The organism is Chitinophaga nivalis (genome assembly GCF_025989125.1).
GTDB lineage: Bacteria > Bacteroidota > Bacteroidia > Chitinophagales > Chitinophagaceae > Chitinophaga > Chitinophaga nivalis.
The window spans coordinates 7,977,505-7,994,600 of sequence record NZ_JAPDNR010000001.1 but is presented as its reverse complement, the minus strand read 5'-3'; the positions used below and the strand labels follow the sequence as shown (position 1 = coordinate 7,994,600).

General features: G+C 46.9%; 18 protein-coding genes. All 18 read left to right on the top strand.

Translation table 11 applies throughout. The annotated features are described in order from the left end of the window. Positions 1 to 28 precede the first annotated feature (28 nt). Positions 29 to 1,102 (top strand): histidinol-phosphate transaminase, encoded by a 1,074-nt coding sequence (gene hisC / locus OL444_RS29300; protein WP_264727385.1) that lies wholly within the window; start codon positions 29 to 31, stop codon positions 1,100 to 1,102. Next, the gene (gene hisB, locus OL444_RS29295; protein ID WP_264727388.1) at positions 1,099 to 2,235 is read left to right on the top strand and encodes a bifunctional histidinol-phosphatase/imidazoleglycerol-phosphate dehydratase HisB; all 1,137 of its coding nucleotides are present in this window, start codon (positions 1,099 to 1,101) and stop codon (positions 2,233 to 2,235) included. The genes hisC and hisB overlap by 4 nt, the downstream gene beginning before the upstream one ends. A 236-nt stretch (positions 2,236 to 2,471) precedes the next feature. Further along, the gene (locus OL444_RS29290; RefSeq protein ID WP_264727390.1) at positions 2,472 to 3,881 is read left to right on the top strand and encodes an anthranilate synthase component I family protein; all 1,410 of its coding nucleotides are present in this window, start codon (positions 2,472 to 2,474) and stop codon (positions 3,879 to 3,881) included. A 1-nt stretch (position 3,882) separates the two neighbouring features. Further along, positions 3,883 to 4,452: an anthranilate synthase component II gene (locus tag OL444_RS29285; RefSeq protein ID WP_264727392.1), complete on the top strand. Its 570-nt coding sequence runs from the start codon at positions 3,883 to 3,885 to the stop codon at positions 4,450 to 4,452. A gap of 86 nt (positions 4,453 to 4,538) precedes the next feature. Then, a complete protein-coding gene (gene trpD, locus OL444_RS29280) occupies positions 4,539 to 5,534 on the top strand; it encodes an anthranilate phosphoribosyltransferase (RefSeq protein ID WP_264727394.1) in 996 nt (331 codons plus the stop codon). 16 nt (positions 5,535 to 5,550) lie between these two features. Continuing rightward, the gene (gene trpC, locus OL444_RS29275) at positions 5,551 to 6,351 is read left to right on the top strand and encodes an indole-3-glycerol phosphate synthase TrpC (RefSeq protein ID WP_264727397.1); all 801 of its coding nucleotides are present in this window, start codon (positions 5,551 to 5,553) and stop codon (positions 6,349 to 6,351) included. Between the two features lie 7 nt (positions 6,352 to 6,358). After that, positions 6,359 to 6,994 (top strand): phosphoribosylanthranilate isomerase, encoded by a 636-nt coding sequence (locus tag OL444_RS29270; RefSeq protein ID WP_264727399.1) that lies wholly within the window; start codon positions 6,359 to 6,361, stop codon positions 6,992 to 6,994. Between the two features lie 54 nt (positions 6,995 to 7,048). Then, positions 7,049 to 8,257: a tryptophan synthase subunit beta gene (gene trpB, locus OL444_RS29265; RefSeq protein ID WP_264727401.1), complete on the top strand. Its 1,209-nt coding sequence runs from the start codon at positions 7,049 to 7,051 to the stop codon at positions 8,255 to 8,257. 7 nt (positions 8,258 to 8,264) lie between these two features. Next, on the top strand, positions 8,265 to 9,035 hold the full coding sequence (gene trpA / locus OL444_RS29260; protein WP_264727403.1) for a tryptophan synthase subunit alpha: 771 nt from the start codon (positions 8,265 to 8,267) through the stop codon (positions 9,033 to 9,035). Between the two features lie 89 nt (positions 9,036 to 9,124). Next, positions 9,125 to 9,718, top strand: a complete 594-nt coding sequence (hisH, locus tag OL444_RS29255) for an imidazole glycerol phosphate synthase subunit HisH (RefSeq protein WP_264727405.1) — start codon at positions 9,125 to 9,127, stop codon at positions 9,716 to 9,718. 1 nt (position 9,719) lies between these two features. Continuing rightward, the gene (gene hisA, locus OL444_RS29250; RefSeq protein WP_264727407.1) at positions 9,720 to 10,865 is read left to right on the top strand and encodes a 1-(5-phosphoribosyl)-5-[(5-phosphoribosylamino)methylideneamino]imidazole-4-carboxamide isomerase; all 1,146 of its coding nucleotides are present in this window, start codon (positions 9,720 to 9,722) and stop codon (positions 10,863 to 10,865) included. An 11-nt stretch (positions 10,866 to 10,876) separates the two neighbouring features. Then, positions 10,877 to 11,632 carry an imidazole glycerol phosphate synthase subunit HisF gene (gene hisF / locus OL444_RS29245; protein ID WP_264727410.1) on the top strand — a complete coding sequence of 252 codons (756 nt, stop codon included), beginning with the start codon at positions 10,877 to 10,879 and terminating at the stop codon, positions 11,630 to 11,632. Between the two features lie 21 nt (positions 11,633 to 11,653). After that, entirely contained in the window at positions 11,654 to 12,247 is a 594-nt protein-coding gene (gene hisIE / locus OL444_RS29240; protein WP_264727412.1) for a bifunctional phosphoribosyl-AMP cyclohydrolase/phosphoribosyl-ATP diphosphatase HisIE, read from the top strand. A gap of 146 nt (positions 12,248 to 12,393) precedes the next feature. Beyond that, a complete protein-coding gene (locus OL444_RS29235) occupies positions 12,394 to 13,476 on the top strand; it encodes a TlpA disulfide reductase family protein (RefSeq protein ID WP_264727414.1) in 1,083 nt (360 codons plus the stop codon). A 70-nt stretch (positions 13,477 to 13,546) separates the two neighbouring features. Further along, on the top strand, positions 13,547 to 14,686 hold the full coding sequence (locus OL444_RS29230; protein WP_264727416.1) for a TlpA disulfide reductase family protein: 1,140 nt from the start codon (positions 13,547 to 13,549) through the stop codon (positions 14,684 to 14,686). 147 nt (positions 14,687 to 14,833) lie between these two features. After that, a complete protein-coding gene (locus tag OL444_RS29225; RefSeq protein WP_264727418.1) occupies positions 14,834 to 15,193 on the top strand; it encodes a BlaI/MecI/CopY family transcriptional regulator in 360 nt (119 codons plus the stop codon). An 18-nt stretch (positions 15,194 to 15,211) separates the two neighbouring features. After that, the gene (locus OL444_RS29220) at positions 15,212 to 16,477 is read left to right on the top strand and encodes a M56 family metallopeptidase (RefSeq protein ID WP_264727420.1); all 1,266 of its coding nucleotides are present in this window, start codon (positions 15,212 to 15,214) and stop codon (positions 16,475 to 16,477) included. A 166-nt stretch (positions 16,478 to 16,643) separates the two neighbouring features. After that, on the top strand, positions 16,644 to 17,096 hold the full coding sequence (locus OL444_RS29215; RefSeq protein WP_264727422.1) for a redoxin domain-containing protein: 453 nt from the start codon (positions 16,644 to 16,646) through the stop codon (positions 17,094 to 17,096).

The following is a 17,096-nucleotide window of genomic DNA, read 5'->3' as shown; positions in this document are numbered from 1 at the left end:
GTAAATTTCTATATCTCAAAATATAACGATGTTTAATCTCGATACCCTGCTGAGGGATAACATAAAAAGACTGGTACCGTATTCCACTGCCAGGGATGAATTTAAAGGAGAAGCAGCCATTTTCCTGGATGCGAACGAAAACAGTTTCGGCTCTCCGTTACCGGTGAATTACAACCGGTATCCGGATCCGTTGCAATGGAAAATAAAGTACAAGCTGGCCGATATTAAAGGCGTACCGCCGCAGAACATCTTTATCGGCAACGGCAGCGATGAAGCCATCGATTTATTGTACCGCGCATTTTGTAATCCGGGTGTAGATAATGTAGTGCTTTGCCCGCCTACCTATGGTATGTACGAAGTGAGTGCACACATCAACGATGCCGTGATCCGCAAAGTGAGCCTCACGCCGGACTTTCAGCTGGATATCCCGGCTTTGCAACAGGCGATTGATGAACATACCAAGCTGATTTTTGTCTGCTCTCCCAATAATCCTACAGGTAACTCCATCCGGAAATCAGATATAGAATTATTACTGAATAACTTCAATGGTATTGTGGTAGTGGATGAAGCGTATATCAACTTCGCCCGCCAGAAAACATTTATCCAGGAACTGACGGAATACCCTAACCTGGTGGTGTTGCAAACCCTGTCCAAAGCATGGGGCCTAGCCGCATTGCGGGTGGGAATGGCGTTTGCCGGAGAAGATATTATCAATGTACTCAATAAGGTAAAACCACCTTACAATATCAGCCAGGCTACACAGGAACTGGTGCTGCAGGCACTGGACAATGTAGGCCGGGTGAATGAGTGGATCCGCGAAATAGTCATAGAGCGCGATCTGTTGTCAGCCGCACTGGAGCAGCTACCGCAGATATTGGAAGTATATCCCAGCGATGCCAATTTTGTGCTGGTAAGAACCAGTGATGCGAAAGGCATTTATCAATACCTGACTACACAGGGTATTGTAGTGCGCGACCGTTCCCGGGTAGAGCTGTGTATGGGCTGTCTGCGTATCACCGTAGGTACACCGGAAGAAAACCTCCGCCTGCTGGAAGTATTGAAATCTTTTAACCTGAAAACAGAAATTCCCGTATCTGCATGAAAAGAGTGCTCTTTATAGACCGTGATGGTACTTTGATCAAAGAAGTGCCACCTACCTATCAGATCGACAGCCTGGAAAAAGTAGAGTTTTATCCCCGGGTATTTGTGAATATGGCCCGGATTGCTGCAGAGCTGGATTATGAACTGGTGATGGTCACCAACCAGGATGGCATGGGCACACCGGCTTTCCCGGAGGATACTTTCTGGCCGGCACAAAATATGATCCTGAAAGCATTTGAGAACGAAGGGGTGAAGTTTGATCAGGTATTCATTGACCGTACTTTTCCGGCAGACAATGCGCCTACCCGGAAACCCCGCACCGGTATGCTCACGCAATACCTGAACGGTGGCTATGACCTGGCCAACTCCTTCGTGATCGGGGATCGTATCACTGATGTGCAGCTGGCAAAGAACCTGGGCGCAAAAGCGATCTGGCTGAATGAAGGCGATGGATTAGGCAGTGGGGAGATCAGTGATGACGCTGCTGCATTGCAGCCGGTGATAGCACTGGAGTCTACAGACTGGAACCGTATCTATGAATTCCTGAAACTGGGCTTAAGAACGGTGACGCATACACGTAAAACCAATGAAACGGATATTACCATTTCGCTGAATCTCGATGGCAGCGGTAAAGCCAATATCCATACCGGGTTGGGCTTCTTTGATCATATGCTGGATCAGATTGCCCGGCATGGCGCCATAGACCTGGATATTACCGCTAAAGGGGATCTGCATATAGATGAACATCATACGATCGAAGATACCGGTATTGCCCTGGGAGAAGCGATTGCCAAAGGCCTGGGCGATAAACGGGGAATAGAAAGATATGGTTTCTGTTTGCCGATGGATGATTGTCTGGCGCAGGCAGGTATTGATTTTGGCGGCCGTAACTGGCTGGTATGGGACGCGGCGTTTAAAAGAGAGAAGATAGGAGAGATGCCGACAGAAATGTTTTTCCATTTCTTTAAATCCTTCTCAGATGGTGCAAAGGCGAATCTCAACATCCAGGCTACAGGCGAGAATGAACATCATAAGATAGAAGCTATTTTCAAGGTGTTCGCCAAAGCTATTAAAATGGCCGTGAAGCGGAATCCGTATAATATGCAACTACCGTCGACGAAAGGTGTGCTATAATTTAACAGTCAAAAAAAATTTGCATTTTATGGAAAAATGTTACAATTTTGTTCCCGTTATGCAAAAGAATATGACAAATAAATATTGGTGGTGGCACGGAATCATATCCTGATCTGTGTTACAGTGCCATGTTTAGTCTGAATATAATTAGAAGGCTCGCTGTTACACAGCGGGCCTTCTGCTTTTTAGTACCCTTCCAATTTTAAACAATAAATCACCTTTCACCCAAGAAAATCATGCGTACCATTCAAGTAAAAACAAGATCCAAACAGATGCTGGCTGATATTTATACGCCAGTGGGTATCTATCTGCGGCTGCGTGATAAATTCCCTGGTGCTATCCTCCTTGAAAGTACCGACTACCGGGCCAGCGAAAACAGCTATTCCTTCATCTGTGTTAAACCTATAGCCGGTATTGAAGTAACATCCACCACCAACTTCGAATTCAAGTACCCCAACCTTCCGGTAGAAAAGAAAGAATTAAAAAACAAGCAAACCGTCATTGAAGAAATCGGGAAGTTCCTGGGTAACTTCTCCTTCAGCGAAAAACAACCAGTGCCGCTGGCACAAAGCCTTTTCGGATATTCAACTTTTGATAGTGTTCAATTCTTTGAGAAGATCACCTTCAACAAACAGAAGCAGGGCGATAACAACATTCCGTTTATGCGTTACCGCTTCTATCAGTATGTAATTGCGATCAATCACTTTAAAGATGAACTTTATTTATGTGAGAACCAGGTAGAAGGCGTGGATAGTGAGTTTGAACTGGTAGAATCACTGATCCGGCACAAAGATTCACCCGGGTATCCGTTTGCAGTGGTAGGGGAAGAAAGCAGTAATATGACGGACGAAGCCTACATGGAAATGGTGGAAAAAGGTAAGCAGCACTGTTTCAGAGGAGATGTTTTCCAGGTAGTACTGTCAAGAGCCTTCCAGCAATCCTTCTCCGGTGATGAATTCAATGTATACCGTGCCCTCCGCTCCATCAACCCCTCTCCTTATCTTTTCTTCTTCGATTACGGCGATTACAAATTAATGGGTTCCTCTCCGGAAGCACAGCTGGTGATCCGGGATGGTAAAGCTACCATACATCCTATTGCGGGCACTTTCCGCCGTACCGGCGACGATACCCAGGATAAAATACTGGCAGATCAGCTGCTGGAGGATCCGAAAGAAAATGCGGAACACGTGATGCTGGTAGATCTGGCCCGCAATGACCTCAGCAGAAATGCAAAAGAAGTGGAAGTGTCTTCTTACCGTCAGGTGCAATATTATTCGCATGTTATTCACCTGGTAAGTGAAGTGATTGGAAAGGTAGATCCTGCACTGAATCCGTTTGACCTGCTGGCGGCTACTTTCCCTGCAGGTACGCTATCCGGCGCACCTAAATACCGTGCAATGGAAATCATTGATCAGTACGAACCTACTGCCCGCGGTTTCTATGGCGGCTGTATTGGTGCGGTAGGATTCAATGGCAACTTTAACCACGCCATCATGATCCGCTCTATACTCAGTAAAATGAATACACTCTACTATCAGGCAGGTGCCGGTGTAGTAGCAAAATCTGTAGCTGCTTCAGAACGTGATGAAGTAAACAATAAACTCAACGCACTAAAACAAGCCATTCTGCTGGCACAAAATATTTAATATGAATATCCTGGTTTTTGATAATTACGACTCTTTTACCTATAATCTGGTACATCTCGTAGAAAAAATCATCAACGGAAAAGTAACCGTTGTACGCAACGACGAAATTCCTTTGGAGAAAGTAAACGATTTTGATAAAATTATTTTATCCCCCGGTCCTGGTATTCCGGAAGAAGCAGGTTTACTGTTGCCGCTGATTAAAGCATACGCCCCTACCAAATCCATCTTTGGCGTGTGTCTGGGCCAACAGGCAATCGGGCAGGCATTCGGCGCTTCGCTCATCAACCTGAAAGAAGTATATCATGGTGTAGCTACCAATGTGGAGGTGATTGCCGAAGATGGCCGTCTTTTCAAAAATATGCCCCGCGAACTGCAGGCAGGCCGTTATCATTCCTGGGTGATTGATGAAGCTACCTTGCCGGCAGAACTGGTGGTAACCGCAAAAGATGCGGATGGTATAGTGATGGCCATACAGCATAGCAAGTACGATGTAAGCGGGGTGCAATTCCATCCCGAGAGTGTGCTGACCCCACTGGGAGAGCAGATTTTGAGAAACTGGCTGGAACTGTAATCAACAGCAGGTGTAAAAAATTATCCAACGGCACACCGGCAGCACGATAATACCTTCCGCCGGGTGCAAATAAAAAGTCTTCCAACATGAAAAAGATTCTCAATTATCTCTTCGAACATAAAACATTCAGCCGCGATGCTGCCAAAGAAATCCTCACCAGCATCTCCAAAGGCGTATATAATGAAAGTGAACTGGCCGCATTCATGACCGTGTTCCTGATGCGCAGTATCACCATCGATGAATTGCTGGGCTTCCGCGATGCCCTGCTGGAATTATGTATTCCGGTAGATCTGAACGGTTATGAGGTACTGGATATCGTAGGTACCGGCGGGGATGCAAAAAATACCTTTAATATTTCTACCTTGTCGTGCTTTATTGTGGCAGGTGCAGGAGGGAAGGTAGCGAAACATGGTAACTATGGTGTTTCTTCTGTCAGCGGTGCCTCTAACCTGATGGAGCTGGTAGGCTACAAATTCAAGAACGAAGATGCCAAGCTGAAAACAGAGCTGGAAGATGCCGGTATCTGTTTCCTGCACGCACCGTTGTTTCACCCGGCCCTGAAAAATGTAGCCGGTGTTCGCCGCCAGTTGGGTATCCGTACTTTCTTTAATATGCTGGGGCCACTGGTAAATCCGGCGAAGGCGCAGCATCAGCTGATAGGCGTATACAGCCTGGAAATGGCCAGGGTATATAACTACCTGTTCCAGCAAACAGATAAAAAGTTTGTGATTGTACACAGCCTGGATGGATATGATGAAGTATCGCTGACTGCCGACACGAAAGTGATTACCAATGCCGGAGAACAAGACTGGACGCCGGAACAGCTGGGCAAACGCAAAGTACATCCGGAAGATATTTACGGCGGTAATACCGTAGAAGAAGCAGCGAAAATATTTATGAAGATATTGAAAGGAGAAGGTACATGGGCGCAGAATTCCGTTGTATTTGCCAACGCAGCAATGGGATTGTACAGCCTGGGTAAATACAATACGTATGAGGAGTGTTTTGATGCAGCGGTAGCTTCGCTGGAATCAGGCAACGCATATACGGCATTTAAAAAACTGATTGCTTTGCAAGCATAGCATTATACACATGCAAATGAAAAACATTCTGGCAGAAATAGTTGCCCATAAACAGATAGAAGTAGCGGCGCGGAAACTACAGCGCAGCGCGGCAGACCTGCAACAAACCTCTGCTTTTAACCGGGAACCCCTGTCACTGCGTAACTTCCTGCGGCAGTCCGAAAAAACAGGCATCATTGCAGAATTCAAACGCCGTTCTCCATCTAAAGGCATTATCAACGACCGGTCTACCGTACAGGACGTAACAACAGCGTATACACGCTATGGCGCTTCCGGTTTGTCGGTACTCACGGACGAAAAGTATTTCGGCGGTTCTTCCGACGATCTGCAACAGGCCCGCAGCTTTAACCAGGTACCGATTTTACGGAAAGACTTTGTGATCGACGAATACCAGATCCTGGAAGCAAGGGCGATCGGGGCAGATGTTATCCTGCTGATCGCTGAATGCCTGGATGCTGCGCAGATAGCACACCTGTCTGCTTTCGCACACAACCTTGGTCTGGAAGTATTACTGGAGGTACATAGTGAATCACAGCTGGAAAAAGTAACCGCTCATACCCACCTGGTAGGCGTGAATAACCGCGATCTGATCACTTTTAACGTGGACTTCAACCGCTCTTGCGAGCTGGCGCCTAAAATCCCGGCTGACAAAGTAAAGGTGGCAGAAAGTGGCATCAACGATCCTGCAGCAATTATTACCCTGAAAGCAGCCGGATTTGAAGGCTTCCTTATCGGAGAACATTTTATGAAACAGGAAGATCCGGCCCGCGCATTCGGCAACTTTGTGCAGGAGCTGAACGATCTGCAGTCTAAATAACCAGCTTATGCGTATTAAAGTGTGCGGTATTACCAGAGCCGCTGACCTGCAGGGATTGATCGATAATGGGGTGGATTATGCAGGGTTTATCTTTTATGAGAAATCACCCCGCTTTGCCGGCAGCAAAATAGATGCGAGAACCGTACGGGAAACCACCGGCATCAAAAAAGTGGGCGTCTTCGTAAATGCTCCGCAGGATCAGGTGTTGCGCACCGTGGCAGACTATGCCCTGGATATGGTACAGCTGCATGGCGATGAAACGCCGGAATATTGTGCGGCAGTGCGGACCGTTGTACCTGTGATCAAAGCTTTTCGTATAGGGGATAACGTTAACTGGGAAACGGAGTTGTCTCCTTATCTCTCCGTAACAGATTACTTCCTGTTTGATACGGCTTCTGTAAAAGGATATGGTGGTACCGGCGAACGTTTTAACTGGGAATTGCTGGAGCAGTATCCGTTTACACATCCTTTCCTGTTGAGCGGCGGCATCGCCCCGGATCAGGCCACAGTCATCCGCAGCCTGTCATGGCCGGCATTGCTGGCAGTAGACGTCAACAGTAAGTTTGAAGACAGTCCGGGTATAAAAAATATACCGCTGGTTACTGCCTTTGTACAGGCGCTACAACAGGAGAAGCTGGTATAGTGACGCAGGCATGCGGGAAAAATAATTCATTCATCAATATTAAAATCAACGATCATGGACATTGCGATTAATACAGGCAACTCCAGGTATCAGGTGGATAAAAACGGTTACTATGGCAGATTCGGTGGTGCATATACGCCGGAGATGTTGTACCCGAACGTAGAGGAACTGCAGCGCAGGTACCTGGAAATCCTGAGCGATCCTTCTTTTCAGCAAGACTTTGAAGCCTTGTTGCGGGATTATGTAGGACGCCCTTCCCCGTTGTATTTTGCGAAACGTCTCAGCGAAAAATATAACGCAAAAATCTATCTCAAAAGAGAAGACCTGAATCATACCGGTGCACATAAAGTAAACAATACCATCGGCCAGATCCTGCTGGCACAACGCCTGGGTAAAAAGCGGATCATCGCGGAAACCGGCGCCGGTCAGCATGGAGTGGCTACTGCTACCGTGTGCGCACTCATGGGAATGGAGTGTGTGGTATATATGGGGAGCATTGATATTGAAAGACAGGCGCCCAACGTGGCCCGCATGAAAATGCTGGGTGCTACGGTGATTGCAGCTACCAGCGGCAGCAAAACGCTGAAAGATGCCACCAATGAAGCCATCCGCGACTGGATCAACAACCCGGTAGATACCCATTACATCCTGGGTACCGCAGCCGGCCCACATCCTTATCCGGATATGGTGGCCCGTTTTCAGTCGGTGATCAGTGAAGAAATCAAAAAACAACTGCTGGAAAAAACCGGTAAAGCCAATCCGGATTATGTGGTGGCCTGTATCGGCGGCGGTAGTAATGCGGCGGGTGCATTCTTTCACTATCTCGATGAACCGGAGGTGAAACTGGTGGCTGTGGAAGCCGGCGGGAAAGGTGTACACAGCGGTTTCTCTGCGGCAACTACCCAGCTGGGAAAAATAGGGATCATACATGCCAGCAAAACATTGCTCATGCAAACGGAAGACGGACAGATTGTAGAACCACATTCTATTTCTGCCGGCCTCGATTATCCTGGTATTGGTCCAATGCATGCCCACCTGTATGAAACAGGCCGGGCACAGTTCCTGGATGCTACGGATGATGAAGCCCTGGCAGCTGCCTACGAACTGAGCTTACTGGAAGGAATCATTCCGGCGATGGAATCAGCACACGCCCTGGCGAAACTGAAAAATATGACCCTGCATCCGGAAGATGTAGTGGTGGTATGCCTGTCTGGCCGGGGGGATAAAGACCTGGATACTTACATCCGTCACATGAAAAAATAAATGTAGCATGCAAAATCGTATTGATCAACTGTTTGCCCAAAAGCAACACGGTATTCTGAATATATATTGTACGGCTGGTTTCCCGCAGTTAAATGATACTTTACGGATCATGACTGCCTTACAGGAAAACGGCGTGGATCTGATCGAACTGGGTATGCCTTTTTCTGATCCGCTGGCAGACGGGCCGGTGATCCAGGACAGTAGTACCAAAGCCCTGCAGAACGGAATGAGCCTCAACAAACTGTTTGAACAGCTCACCGGTTTCAGGGAACGTATACACGTACCTGTTATCCTGATGGGATACCTGAACCCGGTATTGTGTTATGGTATCGAAGCTTTCTGTGCCAAATGTGCGGAAGTAGGCGTAGATGGTATCATCGTACCGGACCTGCCCATGGCTGAGTTTGAAGAAGAATACAAACCCGTTTTTGAAAAATACAATCTGCACCTTATCTTTCTGGTAACACCGGAAACAGGTGAGGCACGTATCCGTAAAATAGATAGCCTGAGTAAAGGTTTTATCTATGCGGTATCTTCCTCTTCCACTACAGGTAAAGAGAAGGATATGAGCGGCCAGCAGGCTTATTTTGAACGCCTGGAAAAACTGCAGCTCAAAAATCCGGTGCTGATTGGTTTTGGTGTGAAAGATAAAGCTACTTTTGAGACGGCTACGGCGCATGCCAACGGAGCAATCATTGGTACCGCTTTTATCAAGGCTATTGAACATAGTACTGATATCAGCGGCAGTGTGAAAGCATTCGTGGCAACGATCCGGTAACCGGATAATATTCATAACCGGTGAGGAGGTTTTCATTTACCTGCCACCTCCTCACTGGTTTTTAGCTGTAACAGGTAATTTTCCATAGCATGAAAACAGTTATAATCAAGTACAACGCAGGCAATATCCGCTCCGTGCAGTTTGCATTGGAGCGTTTGGGCGTTAATGGCATTGTTACAGATGACAAGGAAGAGATTCTGTCGGCAGACAAAGTTATTTTTCCGGGTGTGGGCGAAGCCAGCACCGCGATGAAATACCTCCGGGAACGCAACCTGGATCAGCTGATCAGGCAGCTGCAACAGCCGGTATTGGGTATTTGTCTGGGGATGCAGCTGCTGTGCAACCATTCGGAAGAAAATGATACGCCTTGTCTGGGTGTGTTCGACATTGCCGTCAAACGTTTTCAGTCACCTGGTGAAAACCTGCTGAAAATTCCACAGATCGGCTGGAATAATATTACGGGATTACATAGTGTCGTATTCGAGCATGTTCCTGAAAATGCATACATGTATTTTGTGCATAGCTACTATGCAGCGCTGGGCGCTGATACCGTGGCTATCAGCAATTATATCATTAACTATAGTGCGGCGTTGCAGAAAGATAATTTCTATGCCGTACAGTTCCATCCGGAAAAATCGGCCACCGCTGGCGCACGCATTATCGAAAATTTTTTGAACGTATAAGATGAATATCCGCAGGATCAATGTTGAAGATACATTGCCGCTCAGAAGAGATGTACTATACCCGGGATTGTCACTGAATGATGTAAAGGTAGAAAATGATGCAGATGGCCTGCATTTCGGTGTGTTTGAAGAGGGAGAGCTGGTCACGGTGGTGTCGCTGTTTCTGGGCCGGGAATCGGCACAGTTTCGTAAGCTGGCCACGAGGCCGGGTTGTCAGGGGAAAGGTTACGGGAAAGCGATACTGGCACATCTGGCAGCCATCTGCCGCCAGGAAAAATTGTCACGGCTTTGGTGTAATGCCCGCGATACCGCTGTAAGTTTTTATGAAAAACTGGGCTACCGGCAACAAGGCGATTATTTCATCAAACAAGGTATCCGTTTTATAAAAATGGACCTATCATTGGACATGAGCGCTATGAACGCAAAACGTTTTGAAATCATTCCGGCTATTGATATTATCGGTGGCAAATGTGTAAGGCTCACGCAGGGCGACTACAACCAGCAGAAGGTATATAACGAACATCCGCTGGAAGTAGCAAAGGCCTTTGAAGCTGTGGGCGTTCGTCGTTTACACCTGGTAGACCTCGATGGCGCCAAAAAAGGCGCGGTAGTCAACTGGAAAGTACTGGAAGATATTGCCGGTAAAACAGGGCTGGTAACAGACTTTGGCGGCGGTATTAAAACAGATAAAGACCTGGAAATTGTATTTGAAAGTGGCGCTGCATTAGCTACTATCGGTAGTGTTGCCGTGAAGTCGCCGGAACTTTTTTTCAGCTGGGTGAAAACCTATGGGGCGGATAAAATATTCCTGGGCGCCGATGTGAAAGACGAGAAAATTGCCGTAGCGGGCTGGCAGGAAACCACTTCCCTGAGCATCTTCGATTTCCTGGAAAGCAATATTGCACAGGGCGTTACCAATGTCTTCTGTACGGATATTGCAAAAGACGGACTGCTGCAAGGACCTTCCACGGAACTCTATCAGAAAATAATAGCCCGTTTCAGCCAGATTCATTTCATCGCCAGCGGCGGTGTCACTACTGTAGGCGATATCGAAGCCCTGCAGGAAATAGGCTGCAGTGGTGCTATCATAGGTAAAGCTATCTACGAAGGAAACATCCCGGTGGAAGCATTAAAATCATTCCTGTAAATAACGTATGTATGCTGACCAAACGTATTATACCCTGTCTGGATATTAAAGATGGCCGTACCGTAAAAGGGGTCAACTTCGAAAATATCCGGGATGCCGGAGACCCCATAGAACTGGGGGCTTTGTATGCCGAACAAGGGGCCGATGAACTGGTGTTTCTGGATATAACGGCAACGAATGAACGAAGAAAAACACTGTCTGAACTGGTTACCCGTATCGCCCATCATGTAAACATACCCTTTACTGTAGGCGGAGGTATTTCGTCTGTGGAAGATGTATATGTATTGCTGCAGTCAGGTGCCGATAAAATATCCGTCAATACGGCTGCTTTTAACCAGCCGGAACTGATAGATACGCTGGCCCGTGAGTTTGGCAGCCAATGTATTGTACTGGCTATTGATACCCGTTTTGAAGACGGCGACTGGTATGTATACCTGAATGGCGGCCGCCTGAAAACGGCTGTAACGGCGTACGACTGGGCAAAGGAAGCCGTAAACAGAGGTGCTGGTGAAATATTGCTCACTTCCATGAACAATGATGGCACCAAACAAGGGTTTGCCCTGGATATCACCGGTAAATTGTCGCAACAGCTGAATGTGCCCGTGATTGCCTCCGGTGGCGCCGGTAACGAAACCCATTTCCTGGAAGTATTCGAACAGGCGCAGGCAGATGCCGCGCTGGCAGCCAGCATTTTCCACTATAAGGAAATAGAGATCCCTACCCTTAAGAACTTTCTCTATAGTAAAGGGGTGAATGTAAGGTTTTAATGAAATTTGAAATAAGCTAACATGCAAATAGATTTTCAGAAGTCACCGGATGGCCTGGTACCGGCCATTATTCAGGATGCTGTCACCAAAAATGTACTGATGCTGGGTTATATGAACAAGGAGGCGCTGGAAAAAACCATGGCAGAAAGTAAAGTCACTTTTTTCAGCCGTTCTAAAAACCGGCTGTGGACAAAAGGAGAGGAGAGCGGTAACTTCCTGCTGCTGCAGGATATCAAGGTAGACTGCGACCAGGATACGATCCTGATTAAGGCTACACCTGTTGGACCGGTATGCCATACCGGCGCAGATACCTGCTGGGATGAACAGAATATCGGCAACGATTTTCTGGCGAAGCTGGAAAACATTATTGCCGACCGTAAAAATAACCCGTCAGATAAATCCTATACTTCCGGTCTCTTTTCGCGGGGGATCAACAAAATAGCCCAGAAAGTAGGCGAAGAAGCCGTGGAAGTGGTCATAGAGGCAAAAGACAACAACGATGCCCTGTTTCTCAACGAATCGGCAGATCTCCTGTTCCATTACCTGATTCTCCTGCAGGCAAAAGGATTTCAGTTGGCAGATGTGCTGGCGGTATTAAAGGAAAGACACAAATAGCAAAAGACTAACAAGATAAATTGAAGCCGTGCACCTTTTCCGGCAGATGGGGAACATCTGTTGGAAAAGGTGTATTTCGTTCCGTTAAATTTGTAATTTCTATTCTTAGTATATTAGCGCCTGCTAACTAATTAAAATAAATTATAATGAAACAAATATTCCTGTTGGCTACGGGACTGTTATTGTCGATAGGCATGCAGGCCCAGGTGGTATCCGGCACAGTAAAGGGTGGCAACGGTAAAATGATCTACCTGTTTGATGACCAGGATAACAACCCGGACGACTCCGTGATGATTAAAGATGAACAGTTCAGCTTTAAAGTGAAGAGCAGCAAGGAACCTACTGTATATGCCCTGATACTGCAGGAAGTAAATTACCCGATGTTGTTTGTAACCGGTAATGAACCGATACATTTTACCACGGGTTTTACTACCTATCCGATTGCATCGGAGGTGAAGGGAAATGAGAACACACTGGCAATGCAGCAGTATCAGAAGGCATTTGAGCCGCTGATTAAAAAAGCGCAGGCGCTGAATGCCAGTGCACAGGATGTACATCCGGAAGATGAACCGGCTAAAAATGCTTTCCGTAAAAAAGCAGATGCGTTCAGTAAAGAAGTGGTGACCACCGGTACCGAATTCATTAAAGCCCATCCAAAACATATTGCCAGCATCTGGCTGCTGATGAATGAACTGCGTAGTCGCCTCGAACCGGCGGAGTTCAAAAAGCTGTTTTATTCCCTGGATAAGTCGCTGCAAGAGAGCCCGTATGGCGAAAGTGTAGCCGCTTATATAAAAAGCCTGCAGGCAAATGCACTCAATGTAGAGGCCGATGACTTCTCTCAGGAAGATATGAAAGGGAAACCGGTAAAGTTATCCTCTTTCCGGGGGAAATACGTGCTGGTGGACTTCTGGGCCAGCTGGTGCGGTCCTTGCCGGCAGGAGAATCCGAATGTGGTAAAGGCGTTTAACAAATACAAACATAAAAACTTCACGATCCTGGGTGTGTCACTCGATAACGATCGCAGCCGCTGGCTGCGGGCCGTAGGACAGGATGGCCTGAACTGGACGCAGGTATCTGACCTGCGTGGCTGGGGTAATGAAGTGGCTGTTCAGTATGGTATTCAGTCCATTCCGGCCAATTTTCTGGTAGATCCGGAAGGCCGTATTATTGCCCGCAATCTGCGTGGAGAAGAGCTGGAACAAAAACTGGAGCAATTATTGAAATAGCCGTTTATCAAAATCAGATTGACATTGATCAGCTGATTTATCAAATTTGTTATTCGAAAAATCCACATCAATGAAGAAAACGTTTCTAGGTGCCGCCATGTTTTTGCCGGCAATGCTTTTTGCCCAGGATAAAAAAGCGGCTACTGCGGGTAAGCCTTTTACCATTCAGGGTGCCGTTACAGAACAGCATAATCCTGCTACTGTATATCTCCGGATGCGCAAAGCAGGTGAAAATATCCTCGACAGTGCTCAGGTGAAAGATGGTAAATTTACTTTTACCGGTAATCTGGAAGAGCCTATCCTGGCCAGCCTGATGCTGGTGCAGAAAAGCACCGACAAGCCGGTATCTATGGGACGTGATATGCTGGCCATATATCTCGACAAAGGTAATATCAGCGTAAATACAACTGATTCCATCAGCAAGGCGGTGGTAACAGGTTCCAAAGCCAACGATGACTATAAGCAACTGAATGAACTGCTGCGTGAAGTAAATGCCCATTCACGTGTATTGGAAACCAAATACCGTGAACTGTATGCCAAAAAAGATACAGCTGGTATGAAAGCACTGGATGCTGAATTCGATAAAGCAGATGAAGAAGAAAAGAAGATAGAAAAAGAATTTCTCCTGCAGCATACTTCTTCTCCGATCGCCATGTACCTGGTAAACCAGGTAGCTGGTTACGATATTAAACCAACGGAAATAGAACCTATCTACAAAAAGCTGGATAAAACGGCCAGAAACTCTCCTTCCGGAAAAGAGTTTTCCAGACGCCTGGAAGCAGCACGTAAAACAGCTGTAGGACAGGAAGCTATTGAGTTTTCCCAGGCAGATGCCGACGGAAAAGCAATCAGCCTGTCTTCTTTCCGTGGTAAATATGTACTGGTAGATTTCTGGGCCAGCTGGTGTGGTCCCTGCCGTGCAGAAAACCCGAACGTAGTAAAAGCATACGATAAATTTAAATCCAAAGGATTTGATATCCTGGGTGTTTCCCTGGATGATAAAAAAGAAAAATGGCTGGCCGCTGTAGCCGCAGATAAACTCGCCTGGACACATGTTTCCGACCTGAAAGGCTGGAAAAATGCCGCAGCAGATCTGTATGGTGTACGCGCGATCCCGCAGAACGTACTGATCGATCCGAAAGGAAAAATCGTAGCAAAAAATCTCCGTGGCGAAGACCTGGAGTCTAAGCTGGAAGAAATACTGAAGTAAGCACCTGCTTACGCTGGCAAGCAAAAAAAGAAGCTACTGATGCGAAAGTGTCAGTAGCTTTTTTTTATCCGGGAGAAAATAAAATTTGGTTATCTACGAAATGTTCGTAGATTTACGAAAGAATCGTAATTGATAAAATCCGTTCTTATGGAAAAACTAACCCAGCAGGAGGAAGCGGCCATGGTAGCCATCTGGAAAGCAGGAAAAGGTTTCGTGAAAGACTTTCTGGAGGTACATGCTATGCCTGCACCGCCCTATACTACGCTGGCGTCTACTATTAAAAATCTGGAGAAAAAAGGGTACCTGGAAAGCCGGAAAGTGGGTAACGTATATGAATATACGCCATTGATCGCGGAAGAGGTGTACAAACAAAAATTTATGAATGGTTTTGTAAAAGACTATTTCAGTAATTCCTACAAAGAGCTGGTCTCTTTTTTTGCGAAAGAGAAGAAGATCTCCCCGGAAGAATTAAAGGAAATCATCAGCATGATAGAAAAAGGTAAATAGTACTTTAAAACGATCGTTATGGTACCTGTGGCACTCATATATCTCCTGAAAATAAATATGGCACTCCTGGTGTTTTGCAGCGTTTACTGGTGGGGCCTGCGCAGGCTTACCTTTTACACGCTTAACCGGATATTCCTGCTGGCATCGGTGATATTCTCCTCCATATATCCACTGATATCCGTGGATGATTTTATTAACCGGCACGAAACGCTGACCGGAGAGATGTGGTCGCATATACCGGATTTAAATGCCTGGAAAACACCGTCGCCTGCTGGTACGCCCTGGGAAATCGTTCTATACCTGTTTTGGGTGGGAGTATCGGTAATGGCTATACGTTTTGTAGTACAGTTGTTGTCGCTTTGGCGGATACACCGCCGTACCGTTGCCGGTCAGGCAGCGGGTGTACCGGTACGGTTGCTGGAACAAGGCGTCAGCCCGTTTTCTTTCTTCCGGCATATTTACATCAATCCTGCGCTCTATGAGCCGAAAGAGCTGACAGCTATGCTACGCCACGAACAGGTACATGTGCGGCAATGGCATACTGTGGATGTGATCATCGGAGAACTGCAGCAAATCTTTTATTGGTGTAACCCCGGTGCATGGCTGATGAAAATAGCTATCCGGGAAAACCTGGAATTTATTACAGATCATTCCCTGCTCTGTCAGGGTATCGACAAAAGAGCTTATCAATACAGTCTGATTAAAGTTAGTGGGATCCCTAATGCGATGGCCATCGCAAATCATTTCAATTTCTCACCTATAAAAAACAGGATCATCATGATGAACAAACAAAAATCATCAGGTTATCAGCTGGCCCGCTACCTGGTATTGGGTGTGCTGGCAGGAGGGTTGGTATTGTCACTGAACTATTCCCGGGCTGCCGCACAGGCGGTATTTATTCCCTATGCCGATTCTACACCGCCGCCACCTCCTCCTCCGCCTCCACCACCGCCGCCGCCACCTCCTCCGCCACCTGCTCCGGTCAGATCATCGAAAGAAGCGAAACCACCAGTGCCGGCGAATGCACCGAAACCACCCGCCCCGAAAACAGGCAGACAGGTGTTTGCTTCGGGTCAGCCTTTGGGGGAACCTAAAAATCAGCAGGAGCTGTTGTATGTACTGGATGGTGTAATCGTAGAGAGGAGTGCACTGAATGCCTATGAAAGTACAGACCGGATTGCCGAAATAAGGGTATATAAAGGTGAACATATTACCCCTGAAATGATCGCCCGATACGGAGAACGAGCCAAAGGAGGTATAGTGTTTGTTGTCCTGAAAAAATAGGATCATCAGACACGGCACATTGCCCGATAAAATATCAACGACACAAAAGATATAAAAGCCATGGCATATGCCATGGCTTTTTTGTTGGCGGGTACACAACATTCTATCCAAATGGCTGTTTATATACAGATACTATGATATTCCCTGATCCGCTAAACTTTACAGTATGCTACAACAAGGGGAAACAGCACCCGTTTTTACATTATCAGCTTCGCCGGATACACCCGTAACGCTCTCGGATTATCGTGGCAAAAATGTGATCCTGGCATTTTATCCGGCAGACTGGAGCCCGGTATGCAGCGATCAGATGGCGCTCTACAATGAAATGCTGGCTGTGTTTCAACAATACAATGCCGTGTTGTTGGGGATTTCCGTGGATGGCGTCTGGTGTCATCAGGCATTTGCCAAAGACCGGCACCTGCATTTCAACCTGTTGGCCGACTTTGAACCGAAAGGCGCTGTAGCCCGTAGCTATGGTGTGTACGAAGGAGGCGTCAGCCAGCGGGCCCTGTTTGTCATAGATGGAAAGGGGATCATCCGTTGGAGTTACTTGTCGCCTATCGGAGAAAATCCGGGCGCCGATGGTATCCTCGAAGCACTGACACAGATTAAAAACTAA